The following is a 13,934-nucleotide window of genomic DNA, read 5'->3' as shown; positions in this document are numbered from 1 at the left end:
GGCGGGCGTCTCGCGACGCCCGCTGCGGCTTACCAGGTTTGGGTGGCCTTGAACTTCTCGATACCAGCCTTGATGCCGGCGTCGATTTCGTCGTTGAAGTCACCTTTCACGTTGATCTTGGCCATCAGATCGGCCAGCTCACGATTGAAGTAGCCCAGCAGGGCCGCTTCGAAGGCGCCAACTTTGTTCACTTCCACGTCGGTCAGGAAGCCGCGCTCGGCAGCGTACAGCGATACGGACATGTCGGCGATCGACATGGGCGCGTACTGCTTCTGCTTCATCAGTTCGGTGACACGCTGACCGTGCTCGAGCTGCTTGCGGGTGGCTTCGTCCAGGTCAGAGGCGAACTGGGCGAAGGCCGCCAGTTCACGGTACTGAGCCAGGGCGGTACGGATACCACCGGAGAGCTTCTTGATGATCTTGGTCTGCGCGGCACCACCCACACGGGATACCGAGATACCGGCGTTGACCGCCGGACGGATACCCGAGTTGAACATGGCCGATTCCAGGAAGATCTGACCGTCGGTGATGGAGATCACGTTGGTCGGAACGAACGCGGAAACGTCGCCAGCCTGGGTTTCGATGATCGGCAGAGCGGTCAGCGAACCGGTCTTGCCAGTCACGGCGCCATTGGTGAACTTCTCGACGTACTCTTCGGAAACGCGGGAAGCGCGCTCCAGCAGACGGCTGTGGAGATAGAACACGTCGCCCGGGTAGGCTTCGCGGCCCGGCGGACGGCGCAGCAGCAGGGAGATCTGACGGTAGGCCACGGCCTGCTTGGACAGGTCGTCGTACACGATCAGGGCGTCTTCACCGCGGTCGCGGAAGTATTCGCCCATGGTGCAGCCGGCGTACGGCGCGAGGAACTGCAGGGCCGCCGATTCCGAAGCCGAAGCCGCCACCACGATGGTGTTGGCCAGGGCGCCGGCTTCTTCCAGCTTGCGCACCACGTTGGCGATGGTCGATTGCTTCTGACCGATGGCCACGTAGACGCAGCGGATGCCGCTGTTCTTCTGGTTGATGATGGCGTCGACGGCCAGGGCGGTCTTGCCGATCTGACGGTCGCCGATGATCAGCTCGCGCTGGCCACGGCCGACCGGGATCATGGCGTCAACCGACTTGTAGCCGGTCTGCACCGGCTGGTCGACCGACTTACGCCAGATCACGCCCGGAGCGACTTTCTCGACGGCGTCGGTGGCTTGAGCATTGATCGGGCCTTTGCCGTCGATCGGGTTGCCCAGGGCATCGACCACACGGCCCAGCAGTTCCGGACCAACCGGGACTTCCAGGATGCGGCCGGTGCACTTGGCGCTCATGCCTTCGGCCAGGCTGGTGTAAGCACCCAGCACGACGGCGCCGACGGAGTCTTGCTCCAGGTTCAGCGCCATACCGTAGACGCCGCCCGGGAACTCGATCATTTCGCCGTACATGACGTCGGCGAGACCGTGAATGCGCACGATGCCGTCGGAGACGGAAACGATGGTGCCTTCGTTGCGGGCTTGGGAGGCGACGTCGAGTTTCTCGATGCGCCCCTTGATGATTTCACTAATTTCGGAAGGATTGAGTTGCTGCATAGCTCTGCTGCCCCTTCAAACTCAAGATTTCAATGCTTCGGCCAGCTTCGCGAGTTTGCCGCGAACTGAGCCATCGATAACCAGGTCGCCGGCGCGGATCAGTACACCACCGATCAAGGTGGCATCTTCCGCGGCGTGCAGACGCACTTCTCGGCCGAGCCGTGCACTGAGAACCTTGGCGAGTTTGTCTTGCTGTTCATCGCTCAATGCGAAGGCACTGGTGACATCCACGTCGATCGACTTCTCCTGCTCGGCCTTGTACAGCTCGAACTGGGCGAAGATGTCCGGCAACAGGGCCAGACGGTCGTTCTCGGCGACGACATGGATGAAGTTCTGTGCCTGGGCGTCGAACTTGTCGCCACACACCTCGATGAAGGCGGTGGCCTTTTCTGTACTCGTCAGACGCGGGGCCTTGAGCACGCGCTGCATGGTGTCGTCGAGCGACACCGCTGCAGCCAGGCCGAGCATGGCTGACCAATTGGCCAGTTGCTGGTGGGCCTGGGCGTGCTCGAAGGCAGCCTTAGCGTAAGGTCGGGCCAGCGTGGTCAGTTCTGCCATGATCGCGCCCTCGCTTAAATTTCGGCTGCCAGTTTATTAACCAGCTCCGCATGCGCGCTTTGGTCGATGGATGCGCCCAGGATCTTCTCTGCACCGCTGACCGCCAGGCTGCCCACTTGGGCGCGCAGGGCGTCTTTGATGCCGTTGATTTCCTGTTCGATCTCGGCCTGAGCCTGAGCCTTCACACGGTCAGCTTCGCCACGGGCCTGATCACGGGCTTCGTCGACGATCTGCGCCGCGCGCTTCTTGGCCTGCTCGATGATTTCGGCAGCCTGACCTTTGGCGTCGCGCAGTTGCTGGGCCACTTTCTCGTGGGCCAGCTCCAGATCACGAGCCGCGCGGTTGGCAGCGTCCAAGCCGTCTGCGATCTTCTTCTGGCGTTCCTGCAGAGCCGTAATGACCGGAGGCCATACGAACTTCATGCAGAACAGCACGAAGATGAAGAAGGCAACGGACTGGCCAATCAGGGTTGCATTAATGTTCACGCCAACACCTCGCTCGTTCGTTGTCCGTCACACCAATTCACTCGGAAGCGAGTGAATCAGCCTGCGATTTGACCAACGAAGGGGTTCGCGAAGGTGAAGAACAGTGCGATACCAACACCGATCATGGTCACGGCGTCGAGCAGACCGGCGACGATGAACATTTTCACTTGCAGCATCGGAACCATTTCCGGCTGACGCGCGGCGCCTTCCAGGAACTTGCCACCCAGCAGACCGAAACCGATGGCGGTACCCAGGGCACCCAGGCCGATCAGCAGTGCAACGGCGATAGCGGTCAAACCAACTACAGTTTCCATTTTTCCTCCCGACTTACAGTCGTATTGGTTAAGGTTTTTGTTGAAGCGGTAAAGCGAAATCGTTTGTTTACAGCTGCCCCGAGGCCGTAGCCGCAGGGTTTGTCCTGGCAGGCGCCGCCTGGGGCGACGCCGCGGAACTTGTTACGGCTTAGTGGTTATCTTCGTGCGCCATCGACAGGTAGACGATGGTCAGCATCATGAAGATGAACGCTTGCAGCACGATGATCAGGATGTGGAAGATGGCCCAGGCCAGCTGCAGCACACCGCCCAGACCGCCGAGCAGCAGGCCGCCGCTGTACATGATGGCGATCAGGATGAAGATCAGTTCGCCGGCATACAGGTTGCCGAACAGACGCAGGGCCAGGGACACCGGCTTGGCGATCAGGGTGACGAACTCGAGCAGGAAGTTCACCGGGATCAGCAGGATCTTCATGGCGATGTTGTTCGAGCTGAACGGGTGCATGGTCAGCTCGCCGAGGAAACCGCCGATGCCCTTGACCTTGACGCTGTAGAACAGGATCAGGGCGAACACCGACAGGGCCAGGCCCAGGGTGGCGTTCGGGTCGGTAGTCGGTACCACGCGGAAGTACAGGTGCGGGTCGCCGGCGATGGTGGCGGCCAGCATCGGCAGCCAGTCGACCGGGATCAGGTCCATGAAGTTCATCAAGAAGACCCAGACGAAGATGGTCAGGGCCAGCGGGGCGATCAGCGGGTTACGCCCGTGGAAGGTGTCCTTGACGCTGCCGTCGACGAACTCCACCAGCACTTCGACGAAGTTCTGCAAGCCGCCCGGTTGCCCGGACGTCGCTTTCCTCGCCGCCAGGCGGAACAGAAGAATGAAGATCAGGCCGAGCACCACCGACACCGCCAGGGTATCGACGTGGAAGGCCCAGAAACCCATTTCCTGGGCTTCCTTTGCGGTGTGGGCGAAACTCCAGCCATTCACCGGATGCTGACCGAAGGTCAGGTTCGTCAGGTGGTGCTGGATGTAACCCGAAGCGGTATCTGCTGCCATTATTTGCCTCGAACGCTTTAAGGTCGTGAAAATTTTGTTATCAGCAACGGGGCGAACCAGCTGACCAGCAGGGTCAGCAGGTAGACACCGAACAGAACCGGTGCCTCCAGGGGTTTCACGCCCGCAAACGTCAGTGCGAACAGCACGAACGTCAGAATCAGTTTTCCCGCTTCGCCCGCATAGAACGAACGGACGATCTCTCTAGCCGCCCGCGCGCCGCTGAAGCGGAACGCCTTGTGGGCGAAATACAGATTCGGCAACCAGGCGATCATGCCGCCCAACAACGCCGAATAACCGGCAACGCTCCCCAGCGATTGCCACGCCACCAATGCGGCCAACAGCAGCACGATCAACTGTGCCAGCAGAACCGGGAACACCGGTAAACGATGGAAGGGCCGGCGCTTCGGCATACGGCGTTCCATCAACTGGGTTCCTCGACTCTCGACCGCTTTAACTCAATGAATTGGCATAAAAAGTGCCAACAAAATTGCGCGCAGAGTATAGGGGGCCTATCCCCCCCATTCAACTGCCGGGTAGTGATTTCCGACCGTGCGCTACATGGCCAGATGTGGCCAATTGTTTCAGCGGATATGGGCGAGCACGCCCTGCAATTCGTCGAGGGAGTTGTAGCGGATCACCAGCTGACCCTTGCCCTTGCTGCCGTGTTTTATCTGCACAGGCGAGCCTAGACGCTCCGCCAGGCGCTGTTCGAGGCGACTGATGTCCGGATCGGCCTTGGCCTTGGTCGGCGCCGGCTTGGCTGTCAGCCACTGGCGCACCAGGGCTTCGGTCTGACGAACGGTGAGGCCGCGTGCGACAACGTGTCGCGCCGCTTCCACCTGCTGTTCCAGGGGTAAACCGAGCAACGCACGGGCATGGCCCATCTCCAGGTCGCCGTGCGACAGCAGGGTCTTGATCTCCTCCGGCAGGGCGATCAGGCGCAGCAGGTTGGTGATGGTGACGCGCGACTTGCCGACGGCATCGGCGACCTGCTGCTGGGTCAGCTCGAACTCCTGCTGCAGGCGCTGCAGGGCCACGGCTTCCTCGATCGGGTTGAGGTCTTCGCGCTGGATGTTCTCGATCAGCGCCATGGCGATGGCGGCTTCGTCCGGCAGTTCGCGGACCATGGCCGGGATCTTGTCCTGACCGGCCAGCTGGCTGGCCCGCCAGCGCCGTTCGCCGGCGACGATCTCGAAGCGACCGCCGCCGATGGGGCGTAGGACTATGGGTTGCATCACGCCCTGGGCGCGGATCGAAGCGGCCAGCTCTTCCAGAGCGGTCTGGTCCATGTCGCGGCGCGGCTGGTACTTGCCGCGCTGGATCAGCTCCAGCGGCACGTACTGCAGTTCGCGATTGTCGACCTGGGCGGCCTCTTCCTGCAGGGCGGCGACACTGGTGCCGCCGAGCAGGGCGTCCAGGCCTCGTCCCAGACCTCGTTTCTTCGCAGCCATGCGGGGGTTCCTTAAGCGGTAGCGGTTTTCGCGGCGGAGCGCTGACGGCGCACCAGTTCGCCGGCCAGCGCCAGGTAGGCGATGGCGCCACGGGATTGTTTGTCGTAGACCAGCGCCGGCATGCCGAAGCTCGGCGCCTCGGCCAGGCGCACGTTGCGCGGGATCACCGCGTCGTACAGCTTGTCGCCGAAGTGTTCCTTGAGCTGGGCGCTGACGTCGTTGGTCAGGCTGATGCGCGGGTCGTACATGGTGCGCAGCAGGCCTTCGATCTGCAGCTTGGGATTGAGCAGCTGGGCGATGCGCTGGATGCTGTTGACCAGGTCCGAGAGGCCCTCGAGCGCGTAGTACTCGCACTGCATGGGGATGATCACGCCGTCGGCGGCGACCAGGGCGTTGATGGTCAGCATCGACAGCGAAGGCGGGCAGTCGATGAGGACGTAGTCGTAGTTCTCGCGGATTGGCGCCAGGGCGTAACGCAGGCGGCTCTCCTTCATCTTCATCTCGAGCAGGGCGACCTCCGCGGCGGTGAGGTCGCGGTTGGCCGGCAGCAGCTGGTAGCCGCCGTGCTCGGAGAACTGCATGGCCTGGCCGAGATCGCATTCGCCGATCAGCACGTCGTAGATCGAGTGCTCCAGGCCGTGCTTGTCGACGCCGCTGCCCATGGTCGCGTTGCCCTGCGGGTCGAGGTCGATCAACAGCACCCGGCGCTTGGTCGCCACCAGCGAGGCGGCCAGGTTGATGCACGTCGTGGTCTTGCCCACCCCGCCTTTCTGGTTGGCGATCGCGAATACCTTGGCCATCTTCTTTCCCCTTAGACCGAGCGACGCAGTATCAACAGATGGCGCTGGCCTTGGCAACCGGGAACCCGCAGCACATGGGTGGCACTGAGACGGAAGTCCGCCGGCAGCGCCTGCAGCTCGTCGTCCGGGTGCACGCCCTTCATCGCCAGCCAGTGGGTGTCGGCGCTGCCGAGGTGGCGGGTCCAGGTGCTGAAGTCTTCCAGGCTGCTGAAGGCTCGCGAGCTGATGCCGTCGAACGGCCGCTCGGGCTGAAACGCCTCGACCCGGCTGTGGACAACTTCGAGGTTGGCGAGTTTCAGCTCCAGCTTCACCTGGATCAGGAAGCGGGTCTTCTTGCCGTTGGAGTCGAGCAGGGTGAAACGCCGCTCGGGGAACAGGATGGCCAACGGAATGCCGGGCATGCCGCCGCCGCTGCCGACGTCCAGCCAGTTGTCGCCGAGCTCGGCGACGAAGGGCACCACCGACAGGCTGTCGAGTAGGTGGCGCGACACCATCTCGTCGGGATCGCGCACGGCGGTGAGGTTGTAGGCCTTGTTCCACTTGATCAGCAGGCCCAGGTAGGCGAGCAGCTGTTCCTGCTGCCGCTCGCTGAGCTCGATGCCCAGTTCGCGGGCGCCCTGCAGCAGTTCTTCGGCGTGATGCTGAGTGACCGACATCAGGCGCTGTGCTCCAGCTTCTGCCCGGCGCTGCGCTTTTTCAGATGAATCAGCAGCAGGGAGATCGCCGCCGGAGTGACCCCGGGAATGCGCGAGGCCTGGCCGAGGGTCGCCGGGCGGGTGTTGCCCAGCTTGAACTGGATCTCCTTGGACAGCCCGGAGATGGCGGCGTAGTCCAGGTCCTGCGGCAGCTTGGTGTCCTCGCTGGCGCGCAGCTTGGCGATCTCGTCCTGCTGGCGATCGATATAGCCGGCGTACTTGGTCTTGATCTCGACCTGCTCGGCCACCTGGTTATCCACAGCCGGGGACTCGGTCACCTCGGCCAGGGTGGCGTAGTCGATCTCGGGACGCGCCAGCAGGTTGAGCAGGTTGTATTCGTGCGTCAGCGGCGTGCCGAAGCGCGCGGCGATGGCATCGCCCTGCGGCGTGCCCGGGCGCACCCAGGTGCTCTTCAGGCGCTGCTCTTCCTGGGCGATGCCTTCGCGCTTGGCCTCGAAGGCGGCCCAGCGTTCGTCGTCCACCAGGCCCAGCTCGCGGCCCTTCTCGGTCAGGCGCAGGTCGGCGTTGTCCTCGCGCAGGATCAGCCGGTATTCGGCGCGCGAGGTGAACATGCGGTACGGCTCCTGGGTGCCGAGGGTGATCAGGTCGTCGACCAGCACGCCGATATAGGCCTCGTCGCGACGCGGACACCAGGCGTCCTTGCCCTGGGCGCGCAGCGCGGCGTTGCAGCCGGCCAGCAGGCCCTGGGCACCGGCTTCTTCGTAGCCGGTGGTGCCGTTGATCTGGCCGGCGAAGAACAGCCCGCCTATGACCTTGGTCTCCAGGCTGTACTTGAGGTCGCGCGGATCGAAGTAGTCGTATTCGATGGCGTAGCCGGGACGCACGATATGGGCGTTCTCCATGCCGCGGATGCTGCGCACGATCTGCAGTTGCACGTCGAACGGCAGCGAGGTGGAGATGCCGTTGGGATACAGCTCGTGGGTGGTCAAGCCCTCGGGCTCGATAAACACCTGGTGGCTGTCCTTGTCGGCGAAGCGGTGGATCTTGTCCTCGATCGACGGGCAGTAACGCGGGCCCACGCCTTCGATCACGCCCGAGTACATCGGCGAACGGTCGAGGTTGGCGGCGATGATCTCGTGGGTACGCGCGTTGGTGTGGGTGATCCAGCAGCTGATCTGCTTGGGCTGCTGCTCGCGCTTACCGAGGAAGGACATCAGCGGCGTTGGGGTGTCGCCCGGTTGCTCGGTCATCAGCGAAAAATCTACTGATCTGCCATCGATGCGCGGCGGGGTGCCGGTCTTCAGCCGACCGACGCGCAGAGGCAGCTCGCGCAGACGCTGGGCCAAGGCGATGGAAGGCGGATCGCCGGCGCGGCCGCCGGAGTAGTTCTGCAGACCGATGTGGATAAGTCCGCCGAGGAAGGTGCCTGTGGTCAACACCACGGAATCCGCGTGGAACCTGAGCCCCATCTGGGTGACCACGCCTTTGACCTGGGCGTTTTCCACAATCAGGTCGTCGGCCGCCTGTTGAAAAATCCACAGGTTGGCCTGGTTCTCCAGAATCTCGCGCACTGCCGCCTTGTACAGCACGCGGTCGGCCTGGGCGCGGGTGGCGCGTACCGCCGGGCCCTTGCGGCTGTTGAGCACGCGGAACTGGATGCCGCCCTTGTCGGTAGCGGTGGCCATGGCCCCGCCGAGGGCATCGATTTCCTTGACCAGGTGGCTCTTGCCGATCCCGCCGATGGCCGGGTTGCAGCTCATCTGGCCAAGGGTCTCGACATTGTGGGTGAGCAGCAGGGTCTTCACGCCCATGCGTGCGGCAGCCAGGGCTGCCTCGGTACCGGCATGACCGCCGCCGATCACGATCACGTCAAAACGGGAAGGGAAATCCACCACGCACCTCGTGCCTGTTGAGAAAGGGGGTCTTTTAGAAAGGCGGCAAGTATAGGGACTTCGGCCTCTTGAATGAAGCCTTCTGCACAAAAAATAGCCAGTCCGATTGCAGCCGGTTGGGTGCAGATGCCTATCGCCTCTCACCGGTCCCGCTTGGCTTTGAGCGCTGTGAGCTTATAAAGAAAAGAAAGAGAGATTTTTTATAAAGCTTGTTCTTTATGTTTATGTATAGCGCACGCCCTTTCTGTGGATAACAGGCTGTAGCCCTTGCCATTGCTGCGGTACAGCCAATGATAAGGCTGTGCCGTTCCTGCAGGGTTCCACTGGGAAAGCTGGTCATCCGCTGTGGATGAAATGGCAGGTTATACACAGGGTGATTTACGCCCAGCTTTGTCAGCCGGTTATGGGCAGGGCTTAGGGGCGGTTTTCCACAGGGTTTAATTGGGCTCTGAGTAAGTCGACAACAGCTCCCCAGGTTGCAGACGAGCGCGCGTAGCCCGGACGAAATCCGGGGGAGATCGAGGTTCAAGGGATGAACGCGAGGCGCGCAGTGGCAGGAGCGAAGGGAGCCCCTGGCCTTTATTCGCAAGCTTGACGCCCTTTCCGCGGACGAATCCGCTCCTACGAAGGGCAGCGGCGCCTTGCTATTTACCGATGCAGAAGCTGGAGAAGATGCGCCCCAGCAGATCGTCCGAGCTGAAGGCGCCGGTGATCTCGCCCAGGGCCTGCTGGGCCAGGCGCAGGTCCTCGGCGAGCAGTTCGCCGGCGCCCATCAGGGTCAGCTGGGTGCGGCCGTGCTCGAGGTGCTGCTCGGCCTGGTGCAGTGCTTCCAGATGCCGACGCCGTGCACTGAAACCGCTCTCGGCGGTCTGTTGATAACCCATGCAGGCCTTCAGGTGCTCGCGCAGCAGCTCCAGGCCATCCGCCGACTTGGCCGACAGACTGAGGGTGACGTGGCCGTCGGCGCAGGTCTGCAGCGCCACGCTCTCGCCGGACAGATCGGCCTTGTTGCGGATCAGGGTGACCCGCGTCGGATCGGGGCGCTGTTCGAGGAATTCCGGCCACAGGGCGAAGGGATCGGCGGCTTCCGGTGCGGTGGAGTCCACCACCAGCAGCACCCGGTCGGCCTCGCCGATGGCCTTGAGCGCGCGCTCCACGCCGATGCGTTCCACCTGGTCATCGGTATCGCGTAGGCCGGCGGTGTCGACCACATGCAGCGGCATGCCGTCGATGTGGATATGTTCGCGCAGCACGTCGCGGGTGGTGCCGGCGATCTCGGTGACGATGGCCGCCTCGCGTCCGGCCAGGGCATTGAGCAGGCTGGACTTGCCGGCATTGGGCCGGCCGGCGATGACCACCGTCATGCCGTCGCGCAGCAGGGCACCCTGGCCGGCCTCGCGCAGCACTGTGGATAAGTTTGCGCGCACGCCGTCGAGCTGGCTCAGCACATGGCCATCGGCGAGGAAATCGATCTCCTCCTCGGGAAAATCGATGGCGGCCTCGACGTAGATGCGCAGCTGGATCAGGGATTCGGTCAGCGCATGCACCCGCTTGGAGAACTCGCCCTGCAGCGAACGCAGCGCATTGCGTGCGGCCTGCTCGGAGCTGGCCTCGATCAGGTCGGCGATGGCCTCGGCCTGGGCCAGGTCGAGCTTGTCGTTGAGGAAGGCGCGCTCGCTGAACTCGCCGGGGCGGGCCAGGCGGGCACCCAACTCCAGGCAGCGGCGCAGCAGCAGGTCGAGCACCACCGGGCCGCCATGGCCTTGCAGTTCCAGCACGTCTTCGCCGGTGAAGGAGTTCGGCCCGGGGAAGTAGATGGCCAGGCCTTCGTCCAGCGGTAGCTGTTGCTCGCCGAAGAACGGGCCGTGGTGGGCGAAGCGCGGCTTCAGCTCGCGTCGGCAGATGGCCTGGGCCAGCTGTCCGGCCAGCGGTCCGGACACCCGCACGATGCCGACGCCGCCGCGACCCTGGGCGGTGGCGACGGCGGCGATGGTGTCTCGGGCAAGGGGCATGGCATTTACTCGGTGATTGGCCGGGGCCAGGGTTCGCGAGCGGGGGACTGGGCGCCCCGCGCTCCTACAGGGAGGGTGGACAGCAAAACGCCCCAATCATGGGGCGTCTGCTTGCAACTGGGAAGCCTTGGCCAATCAGGCGCTAGCTATCTTCGCTGCTGCTTCGATCTTGCGGGTGATGTACCACTGCTGGGCGATGGACAGGATGTTGTTGACCACCCAGTACAGCACCAGACCGGCCGGGAACCACAGGAAGAAGAAGGTGAAGATGATCGGCATCAGCTTCAGCACGCGCGCCTGCATGGGGTCCGGCGGCGTCGGGTTGAGCTGCTGCTGGATGAACATGGTGGCGCCCATGATGATCGGCAGGATGAAGAACGGATCCTTGATCGACAGGTCGGTGATCCACAGCAGCCACGGGGCCTGACGCATCTCCACGGATTCCAGCAGCACCCAGTAGAGGGCGAGGAACACCGGCATCTGCACCAGAATCGGCAGGCAGCCGCCCAGCGGGTTGATCTTCTCCTTCTTGTACAGCTCCATCATCGCCTGGGACATCTTCTGGCGATCGTCGCCGAACTGCTCCTTCAGCGCCTGCAGCTTGGGCGACACGGCGCGCATGCGGGCCATGGAGCGGTAGCTGGCGGCCGACAGCGGGAAGAAGATCAGCTTGATGATGATGGTCAGCACGATGATCGACCAGCCCCAGTTACCCAGCAGGCCGTGGATCACTTCCAGCAGCCAGAAGATCGGCTGGGCGAGGAACCACAGGAAGCCGTAGTCGACGGTCAGCTCCAGGCCCGGGGACAGGGTACCCAGGTGCTCCTGCAGCTTGGGGCCGGCATAGAGGATGGCGCCGGTCTCGCCCTGGCTGCCGGCGGCGACCTGCACGGCCGGGCCGGTGAAGCCGACGATGTAGTTGCCCTGGCTGTCCTTGCGGGTCTGCACCAGGTTAGTGCTGTCCTTGCTCGGCACCCAGGCGGTGACGAAGTAGTGCTGCAGCCAGGCGACCCAGCCGCCCTGCACGGTTTCCTTGAAGGGCTGCTTGTCGATGTCCTTCATCGACACCTTCTTGTACGGCTCCTCGCTGGTCCACAGCGCCGCGCCCAGGTAGGTGGCGGTACCGGTGGCGGTGGTGGAGGACGGATCGCCGCTGCTGTCGCGCTTGAGCTGGGCGAACAGGTTGCCGCTCCAGGCCTGATCGCTCTGGTTGTCGATCAGGTAGCGCACGTCGACCTGATAGGCGGAGGGGTCCACGCAACCGGGTTTCTTCAGCTGCTGCTCACGCGCCGAGCACTGCGGGTTGAGGCCGCGCTTGAAGCTGTAGCGCTTGATGTAGTTGACGCCGTTCTCGCTGTAGGTCAGGTCGACCACCAGGCTGTCCTGGCCGTCGGCCATCGCGTAGCTGGTTTTCTCGCTCGACCACAGGGCGCGACCGCTGGACTTGTCCGGGGCGTTCTGGCCGATCAGGCCGCTCTGCGCCAGGTAGGTGCGTTCGCCGCCGTTGTCGAACAGCTGGAAGGGCACGTCCGGGCGATCCTGGCGGCGCGGGTACTGTGGCAGGCGCAGCTGCACGATATCGCCACCGCGCGGGTCGATGGCCAGATCCAGCACGTCGGTCTTTACGCGGATCAGCTCGTCGCTGGCGGCGGCAGTCGGCGCAACGGCAGCGGCGCTGGGTTCGGCCACGGCAGTGGGGATGTCGTCGCCGGCGGTTGCGGCATTGGCCGGAGTGTCCGGCAGGGCGGGCGTCGCGGCGGTCGAGGACTGTACCTCGGCCGGCAGGGCGGCCTGGCCGTAGTCCTCGTTCCATTGCAGGACCATGAGGTAGGACACGACTGCCAGGGCGACGATCAGGATCGAACGTTGGATATCCATGATTATTCGGCCATCGAAGGGGAACGGGAGGTTTTCACGGGAGGCACCGGGTCGAAGCCGCCGGCATTCCAGGGGTGGCAGCGACCGAGCCGGCGAGCCGCCAGCCAGCCGCCACGCAGGAAGCCATGTTGCTCGATGGCTTCGTAGGCATAGCAGGAACAGCTGGGATAGAAGCGACAATGACTGGCCATCAGCGGGCTGATGGCGTAGCGATACACCTGGATACAGGCTAGGGCCGCTTTACGCATGGGGATTGTCGCTTGTCCCGGGGGAGGCATGTGCGTCGCGACTGGGCCGGCTACGGGCCAGGCGTCTCCAGAGCTTGCCGAACTGCTGAGCGAGTTCGCCATTCTCCAGATCGCCGAGGCCCTTACGGGCGACCACCACTATGTCCCAGCCGACCAGGTCGTCCTGGTTCAGGCGGAAGGACTCGCGGATTTGACGCTTGATGCGGTTGCGCTCGACGGCGAGCTTGACGCTCTTCTTGCCGATCACCAGACCCAGGCGGGGATGATCGAGCTGGTTGTCGCGCGCTAGCAGCAGGACACTTTTGCCCGGAGCTTTGCCGCTTGGGGAGTCGAAGACTGCCTTGAATTGCCGGGGGGTCAGCAGACGCTTTTCCCGGCCGAAGCCTCGACTCACCACCTGTCTGGATGAATTAGACAGTCAGACGCTTGCGGCCCTTGGCGCGACGACGCGACAGGACGGCACGGCCGTTCTTGGTGGCCATGCGGGCACGGAAACCGTGGGTACGAGCGCGCTTGATGGTGCTGGGTTGGAAAGTGCGTTTCATGGTGCGTTACCTGGGTGATCGACTAGGGTCGGAATGACCCTGGTTTAAAGAGACCGGCAATTCTAGAGAAAGCCGCGCGGCAGGTCAATTTCCAACCAGCCTTTTCGCCAAATAGGAATAGAAAGAAGGAAAGGTTTAAAGCTCTTTTTCTATGTTGATAATGATTAGGCCGGCTTCCTTCTGTGGAGAACTGCCCGCAGCGCCCGCCATCCGTGGCCTTGCCGGGATGATAAGGTTGTCAGGAAACGGTGCCGGGCCTGTGTGTTCCCTGCGCACAGGCTGGGGGCAATCTGCCGGGTTACCCACAGGCAGGTTATCCGCTGTCCTGTCCCCAGGCTTTTGCAACGACTTCACGGGGCCTTATCCACAAGCTTGGACATGGCCCTGATAAGCCTGATGAATGCCAATAAGGCTTTGATTTTACTTGGCCATCTGCTCTGCGCCGTGTGGATAACTCCGCCTTGGGCGGCTACAATGACGGCTGTTTTTTGCATCGCCGCCTGGAA

General features: G+C 63.3%; 15 protein-coding genes. All 15 read right to left on the bottom strand.

Annotation, left to right across the window (positions count from 1 at the left end; translation table 11 throughout):
- Nucleotides 1–29 precede the first annotated feature (29 nt).
- Nucleotides 30–1,574, bottom strand: a complete 1,545-nt coding sequence (atpA, locus tag ACW9UL_RS00075; protein WP_021442426.1) for a F0F1 ATP synthase subunit alpha — start codon at nucleotides 1,572–1,574, stop codon at nucleotides 30–32.
- A 21-nt stretch (nucleotides 1,575–1,595) separates the two neighbouring features.
- Nucleotides 1,596–2,132, bottom strand: coding sequence for a F0F1 ATP synthase subunit delta (locus tag ACW9UL_RS00070; RefSeq protein WP_021442427.1), 537 nt, complete (start codon nucleotides 2,130–2,132; stop codon nucleotides 1,596–1,598).
- Between the two features lie 14 nt (nucleotides 2,133–2,146).
- Nucleotides 2,147–2,617 (bottom strand): F0F1 ATP synthase subunit B, encoded by a 471-nt coding sequence (locus tag ACW9UL_RS00065; protein ID WP_021442428.1) that lies wholly within the window; start codon nucleotides 2,615–2,617, stop codon nucleotides 2,147–2,149.
- A gap of 56 nt (nucleotides 2,618–2,673) precedes the next feature.
- On the bottom strand, nucleotides 2,674–2,931 hold the full coding sequence (gene atpE / locus ACW9UL_RS00060) for a F0F1 ATP synthase subunit C (protein ID WP_003097235.1): 258 nt from the start codon (nucleotides 2,929–2,931) through the stop codon (nucleotides 2,674–2,676).
- A gap of 148 nt (nucleotides 2,932–3,079) precedes the next feature.
- Nucleotides 3,080–3,946: a F0F1 ATP synthase subunit A gene (gene atpB, locus ACW9UL_RS00055; protein WP_122109589.1), complete on the bottom strand. Its 867-nt coding sequence runs from the start codon at nucleotides 3,944–3,946 to the stop codon at nucleotides 3,080–3,082.
- Nucleotides 3,947–3,963: 17 nt separating this feature from the next.
- Complete coding sequence (locus ACW9UL_RS00050) at nucleotides 3,964–4,368, bottom strand: F0F1 ATP synthase subunit I (RefSeq protein WP_031302725.1); 405 nt, start codon at nucleotides 4,366–4,368, stop codon at nucleotides 3,964–3,966.
- Nucleotides 4,369–4,527: 159 nt separating this feature from the next.
- Nucleotides 4,528–5,397 carry a ParB/RepB/Spo0J family partition protein gene (locus ACW9UL_RS00045; RefSeq protein WP_021442431.1) on the bottom strand — a complete coding sequence of 290 codons (870 nt, stop codon included), beginning with the start codon at nucleotides 5,395–5,397 and terminating at the stop codon, nucleotides 4,528–4,530.
- 11 nt (nucleotides 5,398–5,408) lie between these two features.
- Nucleotides 5,409–6,197 (bottom strand): ParA family protein, encoded by a 789-nt coding sequence (locus ACW9UL_RS00040; protein ID WP_021442432.1) that lies wholly within the window; start codon nucleotides 6,195–6,197, stop codon nucleotides 5,409–5,411.
- Nucleotides 6,198–6,208: 11 nt separating this feature from the next.
- Nucleotides 6,209–6,856, bottom strand: a complete 648-nt coding sequence (rsmG, locus tag ACW9UL_RS00035) for a 16S rRNA (guanine(527)-N(7))-methyltransferase RsmG (RefSeq protein ID WP_457791014.1) — start codon at nucleotides 6,854–6,856, stop codon at nucleotides 6,209–6,211.
- Nucleotides 6,853–8,745, bottom strand: a complete 1,893-nt coding sequence (mnmG, locus tag ACW9UL_RS00030) for a tRNA uridine-5-carboxymethylaminomethyl(34) synthesis enzyme MnmG (RefSeq protein WP_457788437.1) — start codon at nucleotides 8,743–8,745, stop codon at nucleotides 6,853–6,855. The genes rsmG and mnmG overlap by 4 nt, the downstream gene beginning before the upstream one ends.
- Before the next feature lie 644 nt (nucleotides 8,746–9,389).
- Nucleotides 9,390–10,757 carry a tRNA uridine-5-carboxymethylaminomethyl(34) synthesis GTPase MnmE gene (gene mnmE, locus ACW9UL_RS00025; protein ID WP_457788436.1) on the bottom strand — a complete coding sequence of 456 codons (1,368 nt, stop codon included), beginning with the start codon at nucleotides 10,755–10,757 and terminating at the stop codon, nucleotides 9,390–9,392.
- 135 nt (nucleotides 10,758–10,892) lie between these two features.
- Complete coding sequence (gene yidC / locus ACW9UL_RS00020) at nucleotides 10,893–12,635, bottom strand: membrane protein insertase YidC (RefSeq protein ID WP_122109585.1); 1,743 nt, start codon at nucleotides 12,633–12,635, stop codon at nucleotides 10,893–10,895.
- A gap of 2 nt (nucleotides 12,636–12,637) precedes the next feature.
- A complete protein-coding gene (yidD, locus tag ACW9UL_RS00015) occupies nucleotides 12,638–12,883 on the bottom strand; it encodes a membrane protein insertion efficiency factor YidD (protein ID WP_013717990.1) in 246 nt (81 codons plus the stop codon).
- Nucleotides 12,876–13,280, bottom strand: a complete 405-nt coding sequence (gene rnpA, locus ACW9UL_RS00010) for a ribonuclease P protein component (RefSeq protein ID WP_082457793.1) — start codon at nucleotides 13,278–13,280, stop codon at nucleotides 12,876–12,878. The genes yidD and rnpA overlap by 8 nt, the downstream gene beginning before the upstream one ends.
- A 13-nt stretch (nucleotides 13,281–13,293) precedes the next feature.
- On the bottom strand, nucleotides 13,294–13,428 hold the full coding sequence (rpmH, locus tag ACW9UL_RS00005) for a 50S ribosomal protein L34 (protein WP_003246698.1): 135 nt from the start codon (nucleotides 13,426–13,428) through the stop codon (nucleotides 13,294–13,296).
- Nucleotides 13,429–13,934 lie beyond the last annotated feature (506 nt).

The organism is Pseudomonas sp. PL-6 (assembly GCF_054110165.1).
Note: the sequence above shows the minus strand (reverse complement) of the source record. Positions and strands in the feature narration are given on the sequence as shown.